The 16,913-nt window shown below is 65.5% G+C and carries 16 protein-coding genes; 10 read left to right on the top strand and 6 right to left on the bottom strand.

Features of this window, described 5'->3' with window-relative positions:
* The first annotated feature begins 2 nt into the window (after nt 1–2).
* Nucleotides 3–947: a hypothetical protein gene (locus tag GL284_RS15745; protein WP_155045602.1), complete on the top strand. Its 945-nt coding sequence runs from the start codon at nt 3–5 to the stop codon at nt 945–947.
* On the opposite strand, the gene GL284_RS15740 is transcribed toward GL284_RS15745, so the two are convergent.
* Entirely contained in the window at nt 944–1,618 is a 675-nt protein-coding gene (locus tag GL284_RS15740; protein ID WP_155045601.1) for a histidine phosphotransferase family protein, read from the bottom strand. The genes GL284_RS15745 and GL284_RS15740 overlap by 4 nt on opposite strands.
* Nucleotides 1,619–1,659: 41 nt before the next feature.
* On the opposite strand from GL284_RS15740, the gene GL284_RS15735 reads away from it, so the two are divergent.
* The 3 genes from GL284_RS15735 (at nt 1,660) to olsA (ending at nt 3,611) form a co-directional block, all read left to right on the top strand.
* Nucleotides 1,660–1,836 (top strand): DUF3553 domain-containing protein, encoded by a 177-nt coding sequence (locus GL284_RS15735; protein ID WP_155045600.1) that lies wholly within the window; start codon nt 1,660–1,662, stop codon nt 1,834–1,836.
* A gap of 141 nt (nt 1,837–1,977) precedes the next feature.
* The gene (gene olsB / locus GL284_RS15730) at nt 1,978–2,760 is read left to right on the top strand and encodes an L-ornithine N(alpha)-acyltransferase (RefSeq protein ID WP_155045599.1); all 783 of its coding nucleotides are present in this window, start codon (nt 1,978–1,980) and stop codon (nt 2,758–2,760) included.
* Nucleotides 2,757–3,611, top strand: a complete 855-nt coding sequence (gene olsA, locus GL284_RS15725) for a lyso-ornithine lipid O-acyltransferase (RefSeq protein WP_155045598.1) — start codon at nt 2,757–2,759, stop codon at nt 3,609–3,611. The genes olsB and olsA overlap by 4 nt, the downstream gene beginning before the upstream one ends.
* Nucleotides 3,612–3,627: 16 nt before the next feature.
* On the opposite strand, the gene GL284_RS15720 is transcribed toward olsA, so the two are convergent.
* The 4 genes from GL284_RS15720 to ubiE form a co-directional block, all read right to left on the bottom strand.
* Nucleotides 3,628–5,406 (bottom strand): SLC13 family permease, encoded by a 1,779-nt coding sequence (locus GL284_RS15720; protein WP_155045597.1) that lies wholly within the window; start codon nt 5,404–5,406, stop codon nt 3,628–3,630.
* A gap of 99 nt (nt 5,407–5,505) precedes the next feature.
* Nucleotides 5,506–6,324 carry a TIGR00282 family metallophosphoesterase gene (locus GL284_RS15715; RefSeq protein WP_155045596.1) on the bottom strand — a complete coding sequence of 273 codons (819 nt, stop codon included), beginning with the start codon at nt 6,322–6,324 and terminating at the stop codon, nt 5,506–5,508.
* A 51-nt stretch (nt 6,325–6,375) separates the two neighbouring features.
* Complete coding sequence (gene ubiB, locus GL284_RS15710; protein ID WP_155045595.1) at nt 6,376–7,911, bottom strand: 2-polyprenylphenol 6-hydroxylase; 1,536 nt, start codon at nt 7,909–7,911, stop codon at nt 6,376–6,378.
* The gene (gene ubiE, locus GL284_RS15705) at nt 7,911–8,663 is read right to left on the bottom strand and encodes a bifunctional demethylmenaquinone methyltransferase/2-methoxy-6-polyprenyl-1,4-benzoquinol methylase UbiE (RefSeq protein WP_155045594.1); all 753 of its coding nucleotides are present in this window, start codon (nt 8,661–8,663) and stop codon (nt 7,911–7,913) included. The genes ubiB and ubiE overlap by 1 nt, the downstream gene beginning before the upstream one ends.
* Before the next feature lie 76 nt (nt 8,664–8,739).
* Here ubiE and mutM point away from each other — a divergent pair, with 76 nt between their 5' ends.
* From mutM to recF, 6 genes are all read left to right on the top strand, one after another.
* The gene (mutM, locus tag GL284_RS15700) at nt 8,740–9,585 is read left to right on the top strand and encodes a bifunctional DNA-formamidopyrimidine glycosylase/DNA-(apurinic or apyrimidinic site) lyase (protein WP_155045593.1); all 846 of its coding nucleotides are present in this window, start codon (nt 8,740–8,742) and stop codon (nt 9,583–9,585) included.
* A gap of 105 nt (nt 9,586–9,690) precedes the next feature.
* Entirely contained in the window at nt 9,691–10,467 is a 777-nt protein-coding gene (locus GL284_RS15695) for an enoyl-CoA hydratase-related protein (RefSeq protein ID WP_155045592.1), read from the top strand.
* A 152-nt stretch (nt 10,468–10,619) separates the two neighbouring features.
* Entirely contained in the window at nt 10,620–10,889 is a 270-nt protein-coding gene (gene rpsT, locus GL284_RS15690; protein ID WP_155045591.1) for a 30S ribosomal protein S20, read from the top strand.
* A gap of 524 nt (nt 10,890–11,413) precedes the next feature.
* The gene (gene dnaA / locus GL284_RS15685) at nt 11,414–12,760 is read left to right on the top strand and encodes a chromosomal replication initiator protein DnaA (protein ID WP_230383114.1); all 1,347 of its coding nucleotides are present in this window, start codon (nt 11,414–11,416) and stop codon (nt 12,758–12,760) included.
* 92 nt (nt 12,761–12,852) lie between these two features.
* Entirely contained in the window at nt 12,853–13,971 is a 1,119-nt protein-coding gene (gene dnaN, locus GL284_RS15680; RefSeq protein WP_155045589.1) for a DNA polymerase III subunit beta, read from the top strand.
* Entirely contained in the window at nt 13,968–15,038 is a 1,071-nt protein-coding gene (gene recF / locus GL284_RS15675; protein WP_341870463.1) for a DNA replication/repair protein RecF, read from the top strand. Before dnaN ends, recF begins: the two co-directional genes overlap by 4 nt.
* A 38-nt stretch (nt 15,039–15,076) precedes the next feature.
* Here the strand turns inward: recF and ade are convergent, their stop codons facing one another.
* Nucleotides 15,077–16,873 carry an adenine deaminase gene (gene ade / locus GL284_RS15670; RefSeq protein WP_155045588.1) on the bottom strand — a complete coding sequence of 599 codons (1,797 nt, stop codon included), beginning with the start codon at nt 16,871–16,873 and terminating at the stop codon, nt 15,077–15,079.
* Nucleotides 16,874–16,913: the final 40 nt, after the last annotated feature.

Below are 16,913 nucleotides of genomic sequence, written 5' to 3'. Positions count from 1 at the left end.
CCTTGCGACAGGCCGAATGTCTGCATCAGGACGCGCGCCACCGGGTGACGCTGTTTCGCGCGCCCGAAGGCAGCCGCCGCGCCGTGGTCTGCTTTGAGCCGGGCCGCGACCGGATGCAGGGGTTCGAGCCGACATCCTGCCCGCGCTTTGCCGAACGGCAGGGGATCGATGCGCTGACGGTGCAGACGGCGCGGCGCGACTGGTTCGTCTCGGGGCGCAGCGCAGCGCTGGCGCGCGCGTTGACGCAAGCGACCGCCGGATATGACGAGGTGACGGCCACCGGCTTTTCCATGGGCGGATATGGCGCGCTGCTGTATTCCAAGGCCGCGCATGTGTGCCGCGCGCTTGTCGTGTCGCCGCAATATTGCATCGACCCGCAGGTCGCGCCCTATGATCCCGGCCGTCACGCGAAATTCGCCCGCATCGGCCGCTCCATGCCGTTGCCGGAATCGCAGGGGGATACGGGCCTTGGCGGCGTGCTGCTGTATGACCCCGCCATCCCGGAAGATCGCGCACATGCGGCGCGGATCGGCGCGGCCTTCCCGCATCTGCGGCTGATCGCTTTGCCGCATGGCGGCCATCCCGCCACAGGCGTCATCGGGGACGCGAACGGCATCGGCGCGATCTCAACCATGCTGATCCGGGGACAGTTGAACGCCGCGCGCATCCGCAGCCTGCACCGGGACGCGCGGCGCGGCTCGGTCCGCTATCGGCTGAGCCTTGCCCATGCCGCCCTGCCCCGCCATCCTGACCGGGCGCTGGCGATGCTGGCGCAGATCGCCCGGACCGCCCCGCCGCAGCAACGGCTCGAGGCCTGTTTGACGCTGCTGCCGCTGGACCCGGCCACGGGCACGGCGGCGCTCAGCAAGCTGCTGGAAGACGTGCCCGACCCGCCGCCCGGCTGGGCGCGGCGCATCGGGCGGGCATTGGCCGAGGTGCCGGATTAGAACGAGATCTCGCCGCCGCTGTCGTCCAGTTCCCATGCCAGCGGACGGCCCTCCTGCGCGGCGAATGCGGCCAGCAGGGCGAAATGCACCTCGCCGGGGGCGGGATCGGGACGGTCGCGCGACGGGTCGCGGTCCAGCCATGACCACAGCGCCGGATCGGCCTTGCTGCGCGTGGTTTCGGCCACCAGACGCCAGCCCGACGCGCCGCGACAGACCAGCACGCTGCCGCCCCATGGCAAGGCGGTTTCCAGACACATCAGCGCCAGCAGGATCATCCGCGCCTCGGTCCGGGGCAGATCGCCCTGCGCGTCCAGCCGCACGCGGATGCGCCCGCCCTTTTCGACATCGCCCAACAGGCTGCCCAGATCGTTCTGCCCCATGCGCTGATCGGCCGAGGCCGCGCCAAAGGCCACGCGGAAGCAGCGGATGCGCGCCCGCGCCGCCTCGACGCTTTCGGAAATCAGCATCAGTTCGGGGCTTTTGGCGATGCCGGGAAATTCGCCCGACATCTGCAGCAGCTCAAGCCCGTTGCCAATGGCCCCAAGGGGCGAGACCAGATCATGACACAGCCGCGCCCCCACCAGCGCCGCCAGCCGTTCCGGCGGCAGCGCCCGGTTTGCCTGTTGGTCCTGTCCGGAGGATGAGTTGCGGTAAAGACCTAGATCGTCCATGAAAGCCTTGCCTTGATTGCGCGCTGTGAAAGGTCGCGAAGATGAATGAAATACTTGAACCGGGTATGATCGTCCGCCACCCCGGAGCCCCGGATTGGGGCACGGGTCAGGTGCAGTCGCGCATCGGGGACAAGATCACGGTGAACTTCGCCAATGCGGGCAAACAGGTGGTCGATGGCCGCCATGTGCGGCTGGAACTTGTCACGGGTCACTCCTGATGCAGACAATTCAAGCTTATTTCAACTTTTAATTGTGTCAATGTCTTACGGCAGTGCCACTCGTGCCGCATGTTGCAATGTGCGGGCTGCACGCCTAAACCGGGTCGGAACCGCCACTTTGCACAGGGTCTGCGCCTTCAGATGACTCCCGAAAGCTCGTATTTTGAAACGCGGCTTGCCACGGACAAGGCGGACCTGCTGGCGGCACAACGCCTGCGGTATCGCGTTTTCGTTGAGGAATTGGGCGGAGACGGCCCGCTGGTCGACCACGAGGCGCGGCTGGAATGCGACGAATTCGACCCGGTGGTCGATCATCTGGTGCTGGTGGACAACCGCCGCTGCGCCAGCACGCTGGATCATGTGGTGGGCGTCTATCGCCTGTTGCCGGGCGAACGGGCCGCGACATTCGGTCGCTTCTATTGCGATGCGGAATATGACCTGACGCCGCTGCGCCAGTCGGGACGGCGCTTGCTGGAACTGGGCCGGTCCTGCATGGATGCCGATTTCCGCGGCGGCTCGGGGATGTTTTTGCTGTGGAACGGTCTGGCGGAATATGTGCTGAGCCAGGGGATCGAGCTTTTGTTCGGCGTCGCCTCGTTCCATGGCACCGATCCCGCGCCGCTGGCCCAGCAACTCAGTTGGCTGCACCATCACCATCTTGCGCCCCAAGGACTGCGCTGCCGCGCCCTGCCTCAGGGCTTTCAGCGCATGGACCTGATCGCGCCCGAGGATCTGGACCGGCGCGTCGCCATGGCCGCGATGCCGCCGTTGATCAAAGCCTATCTGCGCATCGGCGGCTTCATCGGCGAAGGCGCCTATCTGGACCGCGAATTCAACACCACCGATGTGTTCCTGATGATGGACACCGCCACGATGTCGGCCAAGCATCGCAAGTTCTACGAAACCCGCTGGCTGCCGGAATGACCGATCAACCGGCCGAGGCCGCCGCCGGGTCCGGCTTTCGCGGCGCGTGGCATGGCGACGGCCCGCCCCCCGCGATCCCGCGTCCCGGCCTGCTGGGCTGGTGTCTGGTCGCCACGCGCGGCTTCGGCATCATCTCGGTTCTGCTGATCGGCGTGATCCTGATCCTGCCGCTGCGCTGGTCCGAGCGTCTGTTCACCGGCCCGCGCCGCCCGCTGACCGGGCCATGGGTACAGGGCGTCTGCCGCATCTGCCTGTGGATCATGGGGCTGCGCTGCGACCGTGTGGGCCAGCCGATCCGGGGGCCGGGCGCGGTGGTGGCCAATCACTCAAGCTGGCTGGACATCTTCGTGCTGAACGCGGCGATGCCGGTGTTTTTCGTGTCGAAATCCGAAGTGGCGGGCTGGCCGGGCATCAACATCCTGACCCGCGTCACCGACACGCATTTCGTGACCCGCGACCCCAAGCTTGCCCGCGCGCAGGCGTTGGAGTTTGCCGCCCGCACCCGTGCCGGGCATCGCCTGCTGTTCTTTCCCGAAGGCACCAGCACCGATGGCCGCCGCGTGCTGCCCTTCAAGCCGACGCTGTTTCAGGGCTTTCTGGACCCTGCCTTGCCCGACGCCTTGGCGATCCAGCCGATGACGGCGGTCTATCAGGCGCCGCCCGGCGCGGATCCGCGCTTTTATGGCTGGTGGGGCGACATGGCGCTGGGGCCGCATCTGCTGGCTGTGCTGGCCCGCCCGCGTCAGGGCCGCGTCACGGTGCATCTGCACCCGCCCATCCCCGTCGCGGGCCAGACGCGCAAGACGCTTTCAGCCAAGGCCGAAGCTGCCGTGCGCGCCGGGTTCGACTAGACGGGGTTCGACCAGATCACAGCGGCCAGAACAGCGGGATCGTCAGGCAGGCCACGATGCCGCAGATGATGTCCAGCGGCACACCCACCCGCACGAAATCCGAGAATTTGTAGCCGCCCGGACCATAGACCATCATATGCGTCTGATAGCCGATGGGCGTCGCGAAGGCGACGGTGGCCGAAAACATCACCGCCACGACATAGGCGCGCGGATCGTGGCCCAGCGACTTGGCCAGCGCGATGGCGATGGGGGTCAGCAGCACGGCGACGGCGTTGTTCGACAGCACCTCGGTCATGATCAGACCCAGAAAATAGATCGCGATCAGCGTGAAGAAGGGCGGCATTCCCTGCAGATAGGGCGAGACGAAATCCACGATCAGATTGACCGTGCCGGTATGTTCCAGCGCCTCACCCACGGCCAGCATGGCAAAGATCATCGCCAGCAAGCGGCCATCGACGAATGAGAACGCCTCTTCGGCATCGACGCAGCGCGTGATCAGGATGACCGCCGCCGCGATGAAGGCCAGCGCCTGAATCGGCGCCACATCCAGCGCCGCCAGCGTCACCACCGACAACAGGCAGATGATCGCGATGGGGGCCTTGCTGCGGCGATAGGCCCGCGCCGCCGGGCGCGACACGTCGACCAGTTCCATATCCGAGGCAAGCCGCGCAATATCCTCGGGCGCGCCTTCCAGCAGCAGCGTGTCGCCGACGCGCACGACCAGATCGTCAAGCTGACGCCCGATATTCTGGCTGCGGCGATGGGCGGCCAGCACATAGACGCCATATCGCCGACGCAGCCGCATATCGCCCAGACGCCGCCCGACCAGACGCGCCCCGGGCGAGATCAGCACCTCGACCGTCTCGGTGGCGACGGAACTCAGCTTGTCGACCATCTGCAGGTTCTTGTTGCCCTGCATCTCCAGCAGATCCGCCATTTCCGAGCGCAGCACCACACGGTCGCCCGGCTCCAGCACCACCTCGGACAGGTTGCGCCGCAACGAGGCATCGCCGCGCAGCACGTCGATCAGCCGCACGGCCTCGCGCTTGAACATGGCGATGTCGGTGACGTTCTGGCCGACAAGGCCGCTGTCTTCGGGAATGGCGATCTCGGTGAAATATTTCATCTCGCGCTTGGTGCCCAGAAACCCCGCCAGCGAGGTGCGGTCGGGCAGCAGGTGCTTGCCCAGCAGCGCGAAATAGACAATGCCCGCCAGCGTGATGGCGATGCCGACCGGCGCGATTTCAAAGATGGTAAAGGGCGCCATGCCCTGCTCGCGCGCCACGCCATCGACCAGCAGGTTGGTCGACGTGCCGATCAGCGTCATCATCCCGCCCAGAATGGTAAAATAACTCAGCGGCATCAGCAGCTTGGATGGCGCGATGTTCAGGCGCAGCGCAAGCTGGATAAAGATCGGGATCATCACGGCGACGACCGGCGTGTTGTTCATCACCGCCGAGGCGACGATGACAAAGCCGAACAGCGCGCAGATGGTGAACAGCGGGTTCGTGTCCGCCCGCGCCGTCACCACGCGCGACATCAGTTCCAGCGCGCCGGTGCGCAGCAGCCCGCCCATGATCAGGAACATGAAGGCGATGGTCCATGGCGCGGCATTCGACAGCACGCTGCCCGCATCCTTCACCGGCAAAAGCCCCAGCAGCATCATCGTCGCCGCCGAGCCGATCGCCACGACCTCGGGCGGGTGCTTTTCGCGAATGAACTGGATGAAGGTAATGGTCACGACGACAAGCATCGCGAGCGCCGCGTTATTTCCGGTCAGTTCGAATCCAAGCATGAAGTCCTGTCCCGAGACGCCGCTAAATCACGGCTCACTTGATGGGAGATAGAATTATTTTCTACAGCGCCGCAAGCAAAAGCAGATCTGCAACCGCGATCATGCGGAAAGATGCGTCTGTTGCAGCTTGCCTCCGGCGCGCACCGCCTCGATTGCGGTGGCCTTGCCCGTGCGGTCGTCAGTGGTGACCAGAACACCGGCAAGCGTCGCCTCGCCCTCGGCGGGGGTGAAGCGTTCGCTGGACATGCCGGTCAGGAATCGCCGCAGCGGCTCGGCCTTGTCCATGCCGATCACGCTGTCGTAATCGCCGCACATCCCCGCGTCCGACTGATAGCCCGTGCCGCGCGGCAGGATCATGGTGTCGGCGGTCGGCACATGGGTATGCGTGCCCACGACAAGGCTGGCGCGCCCGTCGCACCAATGCCCGATGGCCATCTTTTCGCTGGTCGCCTCGGCATGGATATCGACCACGGCGGCCTGCACCAGCCCGCCCAGCGGATGCGCCTTCAGCACCGCCTCGATGGCCGAGAACGGATCGTCGAAGGGGCGTTTCATGAAGACCTGACCCAGGATCTGCGCGACCAGCACCTTGCGCCCGCGCGTGGCCTCGAAGACGCGCGCGCCGCGACCGGGCGCGGCCTTGGAATAGTTCAGCGGCCGGATGATGCGGGGTTCGCTGTCGATATAGGACAGCATGTCCTTTTGATCGAAGGCATGGTCGCCCAGCGTGATGCAATCGGCCCCGGCCTCCAGCAGCAGCTTGGCGTGACCCGCCGTCAGCCCCATCCCGCCCGAGGCGTTTTCGCCATTCACCACGGTGAAATCCGCCCCCAGCCGCTGTTTCAACGGTGAAAGCCCATCCGTGATCGCGCGCCGTCCGGCGCGGCCCATCACATCGCCAAGATATAAGATCCGCATGAGGCCAGCGTTATGACAAAGCCATGACGCGCTCAAGCGTTTTAAGCCGGGCTAGCCCAGCCAGGCACCCACGGCCATGCCCAGAAGGCTGATCCCCGCTCCCAGCAGCAGCCCCGTCACCAGACCGCGACGCCGCGACGGCACGGGCGCGGGCGGAGTCTCACGCAGCAATTCGGGCATCCGGCGTTCAAGGAATTCGGGCAGAAGCGGCGCGAAGCGCGCCAGCACCTGCGCCGAGCGGCCCAGATCGCGCGCGGCGGCCTTGGGGCCCAGATTGTCGCGGATATAGCTTTCCACCACGGGCCGGGCGACTTCCCACATGTTGATCTGCGGGTCGATGGACCGCGCCACGCCTTCGACCACGACCATGGTGCGCTGCAACAGGATCAGTTCGGTGCGTGTGGCCATGCCGAAACGTTCGGTCACTTCGAACAGATAGGCCAGCAGGTTCGCCATGCTGATGCGGCTGGCATCGGCGCCGAAGATCGGCTCACCCACGCCGCGCAGCGCCCGCGCGAATTCGGCCATGTCGCGGTCGCGCGGGACATAGCCCGCCTCGAAATGCACCAACGCCACGCGCATGTAGTCGCGGCGGATGAAGCCCATCAGGATCTCGGCATAGACGCGGCGGGTATATTCGTCGATCTCGCCCATGATGCCGAAATCATAGATGACGATATCGCCATCCGCCGCGACCTTCAGATTGCCCTGATGCATGTCGGCGTGAAAGAAGCCGTCGCGCAGCGCGTGCTGCAGGAACAGTTGCAGCACCCGCGCCGCAAGCTTGGGCATGTCATGCCCCGCCGCTTGCAAGGCCGCGACATCGCCCATGGGCAGGCCCTCGGCCCAGTCGCTGGTCAGCACGCGCCGCGCGCTGAGATGCCAATGCGGGCGCGGCACGCGCATATCGGCGTCATGTTCGGTGTTTTCCGCGAATTCCGAGGCATTCGCCGCCTCGCGCCGCAGGTCCAGCTCGCCGGTGACGACAGATTCGAAATGGCTGACCACATCGCGCGGCCGCAGACGCCGCGTCGACGGCGAGACAAGCTCGATGGCCCCCGCCGCGAAGTGGAAGGCGTCGATATCACGGCGAAAGCCCGCCTCGACCGAAGGGCGCAGCACCTTGACCGCAACCTCGCGCCCATTGTCGGCGCGGCGCGCGCGGTGCACCTGCGCGATCGACGCCGCGGCGATGGGCTGCGAGAATTCGGAGAACATCGCCTCGACCGGCTGGCCCAGATCCTCGGCGATGATCCGGCGGGCATCGTCTTGCGAAAACGGCGGCAGACGGTCCTGCAGCATCGACAGCTGCTGTGCCAGTTCCGGGCCCACGACATCGGGCCGCGTCGACAGGATCTGGCCGAACTTGATATAGGCAGGCCCCAATGCGGTGATCGCCCGCGTGACCGGCGGCAGGTCCGGATCGCCCTGATAGCCCAGCCATGCGAAGGGCCAGCCCAGCACGCGCGCCGCCAGCCGCAGCCGGGCGGGCGCATCCACCGCATCCAGCGCGACGCCCATGGCGCCGGTGCGCTGGAATGTCGCGCCCGTGCGGATCAGACGCCAGATATTGTGCGGCCCCCGCATCAGACCTTCCAGCCGGAATGCAGCGCGGCAATGCCCATGGACATGTTGCGATACTGCACACGCCCGAACCCGGCATGGCGGATCATGTCTGCAAAGGTCTTCTGGTCGGGGAATTTGCGGATCGATTCCACCAGATACTGATAGCTGTCGCGGTCATTCGCCACCACCTGCCCCATCGCCGGGATGACGTTGAAGCTGTAGCGGTCATACAGCCATTGCAGCATCGGCACCGGCATCTGGCTGAATTCCAGCACCATCAGGCGACCGCCGGGCTTCAGGACGCGCCGCGCCTCGGCCAGCGCGTCGGGGATACGGGTGACGTTGCGGATGCCGAAGCTGATCGTATAGCGGTCGAAGCTTTCATCGGCGAAGGGCAGCTTCATCGCATCGCCCGTCACCCATGCCAGACGGTCCGACAAGCGTTCGGCCTCGGCGCGCTTGCGGCCCTCGACCAGCATGGATTCGGTCATGTCGCAGACGGTGACGCGCGCACCCGAGGCGCGCTCGAGAAAGCGAAAGGCGATGTCGCCCGTGCCGCCCGCCACATCCAGCAGGTGCTGGCCGTCGCGCGGGGCCAGCCAGTCCATCATCGCGGTTTTCCAGATGCGGTGGATGCCCACGCTCATCAGATCATTCATCACGTCATAGCGCGATGCCACGCGCGAAAAGACGCCATGGACCAGACCGGCCTTGTCTTCCTCGGCGACGGTGCGGAAGCCGAAATGGGTCTCTTTGCGCGGATCCTGGGTCATCTTGCTTGTCCATTCTGTCATTCGCGCCCAGATAGACCGGATACGCGCGGCGCACCATGCGACGAATGGAAAAGAAATGCCAGAACTGCCCGAGGTCGAAACCGTCCGTCGCGGACTTGCCCCCCATCTGGAGGGCCGGGTCATCACGCGGGCCGAGGCGCGCCGCCCGGATCTGCGCTGGCCGCTGCCGCCCGATCTGGTGCAGGTGGCGACGGGCGCGCGGGTGACGGGGCTGCGGCGGCGGTCGAAATACATCCTGATGGATCTGGAAAACCGCGGCAGCATCCTTTTGCATCTGGGCATGTCGGGCCGCATGGTGATCGAGGGCGCGGTGATGGGCGAATTCCTGCGCGACCCCGCGATCCTGCCCCGCCACGACCATGTGGTGTTCTGGACCGATCAGGCCACGCAGATCACCTTCAACGACGCGCGGCGATTCGGCATGGTCGACCTGATCGCGCCCGGTGCCAGCCATCCGCTGCTGGCGCATCTGGGGCCCGAACCCTTGTCCGGGGATTTCACCCCCGAAGTGCTGGCCCGCGCCTTTGCCGGTCGCCGCACGCCCGTCAAGGCCGCGCTGCTGGATCAGCGCATCGTCGCGGGTCTGGGCAATATCTATGTCTCGGAGGCGCTGCACCGCGCGGGCATCGACCCGCGCCGCCTGACCGGCCAGATCGCCGCCGCCGAACTGCCGCCGCTGGTCGGCCATATCCGCGACGTGCTGACCGAGGCGATTGCGGCGGGCGGATCCTCGCTGCGCGATCACCGGCAGGCCAGTGGAGAGCTGGGCTATTTCCAGCACGCCTTCCGGGTCTATGGCCGCGAAGGCGCGCCCTGCCCCACGCCCGGCTGCCCCGGTCAGATCCGCCGCATCGTCCAGTCGGGGCGGTCGAGCTTTTTCTGCGAGCTCTGTCAGAGCTGACAGGTCGCGACGTGAGTATTTGGAGAACAGAGAGGCCGGCGCTGGTCTAAGGGTCCAGCATTTGCTAGGAGTTTGGCCAAGCAGATGTGCAGAAGGCTAGGATTGATGGCTTACCAGACCCTTACCGTCGAGATCGAGGACTATGTCGCACTGATCCGGCTGAACCGGCCCGAGGCATTGAATGCGCTGAACTCGCAACTGATGGGCGAGTTGGCCGAGGCCACCGCCGATGCCGACCGCAACGAAAAGGTGCGCTGCATCGTGCTGACCGGCAGCGAAAAGGCTTTTGCCGCCGGGGCGGACATCAAGGAAATGTCCGAAAAATCCTTTGTGCAGGTCACGACCGAGAATATCTTCAGCGCCGAGATCGACCGCATCACCTCGGTCCGCAAGCCCATCATCGCCGCCGTATCGGGCTATGCGTTGGGGGGCGGCTGCGAACTGGCCATGGCCTGCGATTTCATCATCTGCGCCGATACCGCGAAATTCGGCCAGCCCGAGATCAATCTGGGCGTCATCGCCGGGATCGGCGGCACGCAGCGTCTGACGCGTTTTGTCGGCAAGTCGAAGTCGATGGACATGCATCTGACCGGCCGTTTCATGGATGCGGCCGAGGCCGAACGCTCGGGGCTGGCCAGCCGTGTGGTGCCTGCGGCCAAGCTGATTTCCGAAACCATGGCAATTGCCCGCAAGATCGCCGAAAAATCGCTGATCGCCACCGCCGCCGCCAAGGAAGCCGTCAACCGCGCCTATGAAACCACGCTGGCCGAAGGCATCCTGTTCGAGCGCCGCAGCTTTCAGGCCCTGTTCGCGACCGAGGATCAGAAGGAAGGCATGAACGCCTTTCTGGAAAAACGCGAGGCGCAGTTCCGCGACCGTTGATTTTCGCTTGGCTTTTGGCACGGGTGGCTGTATAGGCCCTGCCTTACATGCGCGTGGGCCCGCTTAAAGGCAAGAATCGTAACCGTTCCGGCAAGGAACGGTGCCGGGGCTTTTGCGTGATCAAGATGAACAAATAAAGAGATAACGCACCCATGGCAAATTCGCCCCAGTCCAAGAAGCGCGCCCGCCAGATCGAGCGCGTCACCGCCGTCAACAAGGCCCGTCGTTCGCGCATCCGCACCTACCTGCGCAAGGTCGAAGAAGCCATCGCCTCGGGCGATGCTGCGGTTGCTGCCGAAGCGCTGAAAAGCGCACAGCCTGAACTGATGCGCGGCGTGACCAAGGGCGTCGTCCACAAGAACACCGCCTCGCGCAAGATCTCGCGCCTGGCATCGCGGGTGAAGGCACTTGCCTCGGCCTGATCGGCTGAGACATTTACGCAACTGACAGTTGGTAAAGGTTAAGGGCGCACCCGCAAAAGGGTGTGCCCTTCGCCTTTTTGCGACGGACGGCAACAGGCCGTAATTCACTGAAATTCCTGATTTTTCGCCCTATGCGGTGCGAAATCGGGCAAATGAGATTCGATTTGGCAAAGTGAGTGTCAAGCGCGAAGATCTGTTGTCGGCAGAGCGCGCTTCTTGCTAGCTTCGGTCCTGCGATTCACTTCGCACCTGGGGGACATGCCCGCCGAACCGGCTCTGCCGCCGGACCGTGGGCAAGGCAGCATGATCGGGGGACGATCAGCTACCGATGAAGAAGCAGGACCGGCTGCCACCGGGCCTGTCATTCATGTCTGGACGTTGGGCCGCAGGATGGCTATTGCGCTGCACTTCGCGGCGTAGGCCTTCTGTTTCCTTTCGACCTGTCCATCCGGGCGCCGAATGCCGAATCAAGCACGCCGGGTGAACACCGGCGGGACAAGGGCAACGGAACGGATATGGGCGAAATGGACAAGATTTGGGGGCAGGCGCGTGAGGAACTTCAGAAAATCGTCGGGGCCGACAGCTTCGCGACCTGGATCGAGCCGCTGAAGCTGACCGAGGTCGAGCAAGGCAATGCGATCATCGCCTGCCCGACGCGCTTCTTGTCCGACTGGGTATCGCGCCATTACAGCGACGACATCCTGCAGGTGCTGGACCGTCTGGGCGCGCCGGTGTCGCGGCTGACCTTCGAGACCCGCAGCCAGACCAGCCGTCAGGTGCAGGCCGCAGCCGAGGCCCCCAAGCGCCCCTCGCGCGTGCATGCCGAGGAAGAGCTGACCGCGCCGCTGGACCAGCGTTTCACCTTTGACAATTTCGTCGTGGGCAAGCCCAACGAGCTGGCCCATGCCGCCGCCCGCCGCGTCGCCGAAGGCGGTCCGGTGACCTTCAACCCGCTGTTTCTTTACGGCGGCGTCGGGCTGGGCAAGACCCACCTGATGCACGCCATTGCCCGCGAAACCCAGTTGCGCCAGCCCGATGCCCGCGTGCTGTATCTGTCGGCCGAGCAGTTCATGTATCGCTTTGTTCAGGCGCTGCGCGACCGCACCGTGATGGATTTCAAGGAACTGTTCCGCACCGTGTCCGTGCTGATGGTCGATGACGTGCAGTTCATCGCCGGCAAGGACAGCACGCAAGAAGAATTCTTCCATACCTTCAACACACTGGTCGATCAGGGCAAGCAGATCGTGATTTCCGCCGACCGCGCGCCGGGCGAGATCAAGGACATGGAAGAGCGCATCAAGTCGCGCCTGCAATGCGGCCTTGTCGTCGATCTGCACCCGACCGATTACGAATTGCGGCTGGGCATCCTGCAATCCAAGACCGATGCCTTCCGCGTGCAGTATCCGGGCCTGCAACTGGCGCCGGGCGTGCTGGAGTTTCTGGCGCATCGCATCACCTCGAACGTGCGCGTGCTGGAAGGCGCGCTGCAGCGGCTGTTCGCATTCGCCAGCCTGATGGGGCGCGAGATCACCCTGGACATGACGCAGGAATGTCTGGCCGATATCCTGCGCGCCAATGACCGCAAAGTCTCGATCGAGGAAATCCAGCGCAAGGTCGCGGAACATTACAATGTGCGGCTGGCCGATCTGATCGGTCCCAAGCGCGTGCGCACCGTGGCCCGTCCGCGCCAGATCGCGATGTATCTGTCCAAGCAGATGACCTCGCGCAGCCTGCCCGAGATCGGGCGGCGCTTCGGCGGGCGCGATCACACCACCATCATGCACGGCGTCCGCAAGATCGAGGAATTGCGCAGCGCCGATCGCAGCCTTGCCGAGGATATCGACCTTCTGCGGCGTCTGCTGGAAGCCTGATCCGCTTGACCCGGCGGGCAAATCTGCCACATTGCCGGTCGACCACCCGGGCGATAATCTGGCCCGCCGCGCCCAGGATGTAAGGACCGACCATGAAATTCGCGATCGAACGTGCCGATCTGGTGAAAGCCGTTTCTCAGGCGCAATCCGTTGTCGAGCGGCGCAACACGATCCCGATCCTTGCCAATGTGCTGATCGAGGCCACGGCGGATGGCGTCAGCTTCCGCGCCACCGATCTGGACACCGAAATCGTCTATCGCACCACGGCGCAAATCCAGACGCCGGGTGCCACGACCGTATCGGCCAGCATGCTCAACGACATCTCGCGCAAGCTGCCCGATGGGGCGCTGGTGCAACTGACGCTGGACGGCGCATCGCAGCGCCTGACGGTGCAGGCGGGCCGGTCAAATTTCAGCCTGGCGACGCTGCCGCGCGAAGATTTCCCGGTCATGTCCTCGTCGGAATATTCGGCGAATTTCGCCGCGCCCTCGGCCACTCTGCGGCGGCTGTTCGACAAGTCGAAATTCGCGATCTCGAACGAAGAGACGCGCTATTACCTGAATGGCGTCTATATGCATGTGGCGCAGGGCGAAGACGGCCCGGCGCTGCGCTGCGTGGCGACCGATGGTCACCGTCTGGCCCGGATCGATGCGGGCCTGCCCGAGGGTGCCGCCGACATGCCCGGCGTCATCGTGCCGCGCAAGACGGTCACGGAGCTGCGCAAGCTGCTGGATGACGATGATACCGAAATCGCCGTGTCGGTCAGTGAAACCAAGGTCCGCTTCGCCACGCCCACGATCACCCTGACCTCGAAAGTCATTGACGGCACCTTCCCGGATTACAGCCGCGTCATCCCCTCGGGCAATACGCGCAAGCTTGAGGTGGATGCGGGCGATTTCGCCAAGGCCGTGGATCGCGTGGCCACCGTCAGCAGCGAACGGTCGCGCGCCGTCAAACTGGCCTTGGATGAGGACCGGCTGGTGCTGTCCGTCAACGCCCCCGACAGCGGCGCGGCGGATGAGGAGCTGCCCGTGGCCTATGCCGATGAGCCGCTGGAGATCGGCTTCAACGCCAAATACCTGCACGAGATCGCGGGCCAGATCGACCGGGAAAATGCGGTCTTTCTGTTCAATGGCTCGGGCGATGCGGCGCTGATCCGCGAAGGCGGCGACACCTCGGCCGTCTATGTCGTCATGCCGATGCGCGTGTGACGCTGAGCCACCTGCATCTGGCCCAGTTTCGCAGCTGGGCCCGTCTGGACATTGCCCTTGATCCCCGCCCGGTGGCCATTCACGGCCCGAATGGTGCAGGCAAGACGAATATTCTGGAAGCGATTTCGATGCTGGCGCCCGGTCGCGGGATGCGCGGCGCGGCCCCCGGCGATCAGGCCCGCAAGGGGCCGGATGTCGGCTGGCAGATCCGCGCGACCATTGCAGAGCATCAGATCCAGACCCGCGCCCTGCCCGGCCAGCCGCGCGAGGTTCTGGTCGATGACAAGGCCAGCCCGCAGGTCGCGCTGGGTCGGCTGGCGCGGGTGATCTGGCTGGTGCCTGCCATGGACCGGCTGTGGACCGACGCCCCCGAGGCGCGCCGCCGCTTTCTTGACCGGGTGACGCTGAGCTTTGTCCCCGGCCATGCCGAGGACGCGCTTGGCTATGACAAGGCGATGCGCGAACGCAACCGGCTGCTGCGTGACGAGGTTCGGGACGCGGGCTGGTATCGCGCGCTTGAGGTGCAGATGGCGGATATGGGCGCGGCGATCACCCGCAACCGGCTGGATGCGCTGGCCCGGATCATGGCGGCGCAGGACGGGGCCCGGACCGCCTTTCCCGCAGCACGGTTGCAGCTTCTGGCGGGCGATGGCTTTGCCGACGATCCCGATCCGTTGACGATGGCCGAGCGGTTTGCCCAGATGCGCCCGCGCGACATGGCCGCCGGGCGCACGCTGAGCGGGCCGCACCGCGCCGATCTGGGCGCAAGCTGGGGGCCGCAGGACATGCCTGCGGCGCTGTCCTCGACCGGAGAGCAGAAGGCGCTGCTGCTGTCACTGATTCTGGCCAATGCCCGCGCCTTGGCGGATGAGGCGCCGATCCTGCTGCTGGATGAGGTCGCGGCGCATCTGGATGCCGACCGCCGCGCCGCACTTTACGATGAGATCTGCGCGCTGTCGGCGCAGAGTTTCCTGACCGGCACCGGGGCCGAGCTGTTCGAGGCGCTGCGGGATCGGGCGCTGTTCCTGGCCGTGCAGCGGTCGGGCGAGACATCGGCCCTGGCATGAGTATTTGAAGAACGAAGAAGCCGCCTGAGCGCCGCGCCTCAGGTTTCGTTCGGCACGTGCAGGTCCACCAGCTTGAACTGCGTGACATCGACGATGCCCAGATCCGAGATGCGCAGTTCCGGGATGACCACCAGCGCCAGCAGGACATGCTGCATCACGGCGTTGTTCAACTGACAGCCGCAATCCTGCATGGCCCGGACGATGCCCTGCGCGGATTGGGCGACCTCATCCGCCGGGCGGTCGGACATCAGGCCCGCGATGGGCAGGGCCACGGTCGCAAGTTCCTTGCCGTCGCGGAAGACGGTGATGCCGCCGCCGATCTGGCCCAGATGGTTTGCCGCCGCCGCCATGCTGTCGCGGCAGGTGCCGACGACGATCATGTGGTGGCTGTCATGCGCCACGGTCGAGGCGATCGCCATGCGCCCCTGATAGCCGAAGCCCGACACGAACCCGTTGACCACGCCCCCCGTGCCGCGATGACGTTCGACCAGCGCGATATGGCAGATGTCGCCCTGCGCCGCCACCATGCTGTCCCGCACCGGCAGATCGGCACTGAGCGCGCGGGTCGGCGCCTGATTTTCGACCACGCCGATCACCCGGACGCGGGCGGTGGTCGAGGCCGTATCGGTGGCTGCGACCGCGAAATCGGGCGCGTCGAGCATCCGGCCCAGATGGACGGAATTGCGCGCCTGATCCGGCCAGTCGATCCGTGGGCAATCGGCCAGCAAAGCCCCGTCCTGCGCCACCACCTGCCCCTGCGCGATGACGGTCTGGACCGGAAGCGCGTGCAGGTCCGAGGTCAGGATGATATCCGCCCGCCGTCCGGGGGTGATGCTGCCCAGTTCACGTTCCAGCCCGAAATGGCTGGCCGGGTTGATCGTGGCCATCTGGATCGCCACCAGCGGATCGCAGCCGCAGTCGATGGCATGGCGCAGCACGCGGTTCATATGCCCGTCATGGACCAGCGTGCCGGAATGGCTGTCATCGGTGCACAGGATGAAAAAGCGCGGATCGAGGCCCTTTTCGGTGATCGCGGTGATCTGGCTTTCCACATCATACCAGGCCGAGCCCAGCCGCATCATGCAGCCCATGCCCTGACGCACCCGCGCGATGCCCTGCGCTTCCGAGGTGGTTTCATGATCGTCCGCCGCACCGCCCGCCACATAGGCGTGAAAGGGCCGGCCCAGATCCGGGCTGGCGTAATGGCCGCCGACCGTCTTGCCCACCGCGCGGGTCGCGGCGATTTCGGCCAGCATCTGCGGATCTCCGGCGGCGACACCGGGAAAGTTCATCATCTCGCCCAGACCGATGATGCCGTCCCAGCCCATGGCCTGCGCCACCTCGCCTTCGGTGATCGGCTGGCCGGTCGTTTCCAGACCGGGGGCCGAGGGCGCGCAGCTGGGCATCTGGGTGAACATGCTGATCGGTTGCAACAGCGATTCGTCGCGCATCAGCCTCACGCCTTCAAGGCCCATGACATTCGCGATTTCATGCGGGTCGTGAAAGATCGTCGTGGTGCCATGCGGGATGACGGCGGCGGCGAAGCCTGCGGGGGTCAGCATCCCAGATTCCACATGCATATGCGCGTCGATCAGACCGGGCAGCATGAAGCGGCCACCCGCGTCGATCACCTGCGTGTCAGGGCCGATGCAGGGTGCGGCGTCGGGGCCGACATAGGCGATGCGGCCATCGGCCACGGCGATGTCGGTGGCGGGGATCACCTCGCGCGTGTGGACGTTCACCCATTGCCCGCCCCGGATCACCAGATCGGCGAAGGCGCGGCCCGCCGCGATTTCGACCAGTCTTGCTTGTGATTGGATCCAGGGTTTCAGCATGGCGCGCTCCTTGTGGGTTGCCACCAAGCTGCGGCATGGT

The organism is Paracoccus shanxieyensis (assembly GCF_009711265.1).
Taxonomy (GTDB): domain Bacteria; phylum Pseudomonadota; class Alphaproteobacteria; order Rhodobacterales; family Rhodobacteraceae; genus Paracoccus; species Paracoccus shanxieyensis.
Note: the sequence above shows the minus strand (reverse complement) of the source record. Positions and strands in the feature narration are given on the sequence as shown.

Coding starts and splice junctions, on each gene's coding strand:
- GL284_RS15740 (WP_155045601.1), bottom strand. CDS start 1,618: ATGGACGATCTAGGTCTTTACCGCAACTCATCCTCCGGACAGGACCAA.
- GL284_RS15735 (WP_155045600.1), top strand. CDS start 1,660: ATGAATGAAATACTTGAACCGGGTATGATCGTCCGCCACCCCGGAGCC.
- olsB (WP_155045599.1), top strand. CDS start 1,978: ATGACTCCCGAAAGCTCGTATTTTGAAACGCGGCTTGCCACGGACAAG.
- olsA (WP_155045598.1), top strand. CDS start 2,757: ATGACCGATCAACCGGCCGAGGCCGCCGCCGGGTCCGGCTTTCGCGGC.
- GL284_RS15720 (WP_155045597.1), bottom strand. CDS start 5,406: ATGCTTGGATTCGAACTGACCGGAAATAACGCGGCGCTCGCGATGCTT.
- GL284_RS15715 (WP_155045596.1), bottom strand. CDS start 6,324: ATGCGGATCTTATATCTTGGCGATGTGATGGGCCGCGCCGGACGGCGC.
- ubiB (WP_155045595.1), bottom strand. CDS start 7,911: ATGCGGGGGCCGCACAATATCTGGCGTCTGATCCGCACGGGCGCGACA.
- ubiE (WP_155045594.1), bottom strand. CDS start 8,663: ATGACCCAGGATCCGCGCAAAGAGACCCATTTCGGCTTCCGCACCGTC.
- mutM (WP_155045593.1), top strand. CDS start 8,740: ATGCCAGAACTGCCCGAGGTCGAAACCGTCCGTCGCGGACTTGCCCCC.
- GL284_RS15695 (WP_155045592.1), top strand. CDS start 9,691: ATGGCTTACCAGACCCTTACCGTCGAGATCGAGGACTATGTCGCACTG.
- rpsT (WP_155045591.1), top strand. CDS start 10,620: ATGGCAAATTCGCCCCAGTCCAAGAAGCGCGCCCGCCAGATCGAGCGC.
- dnaA (WP_230383114.1), top strand. CDS start 11,414: ATGGACAAGATTTGGGGGCAGGCGCGTGAGGAACTTCAGAAAATCGTC.
- dnaN (WP_155045589.1), top strand. CDS start 12,853: ATGAAATTCGCGATCGAACGTGCCGATCTGGTGAAAGCCGTTTCTCAG.
- ade (WP_155045588.1), bottom strand. CDS start 16,873: ATGCTGAAACCCTGGATCCAATCACAAGCAAGACTGGTCGAAATCGCG.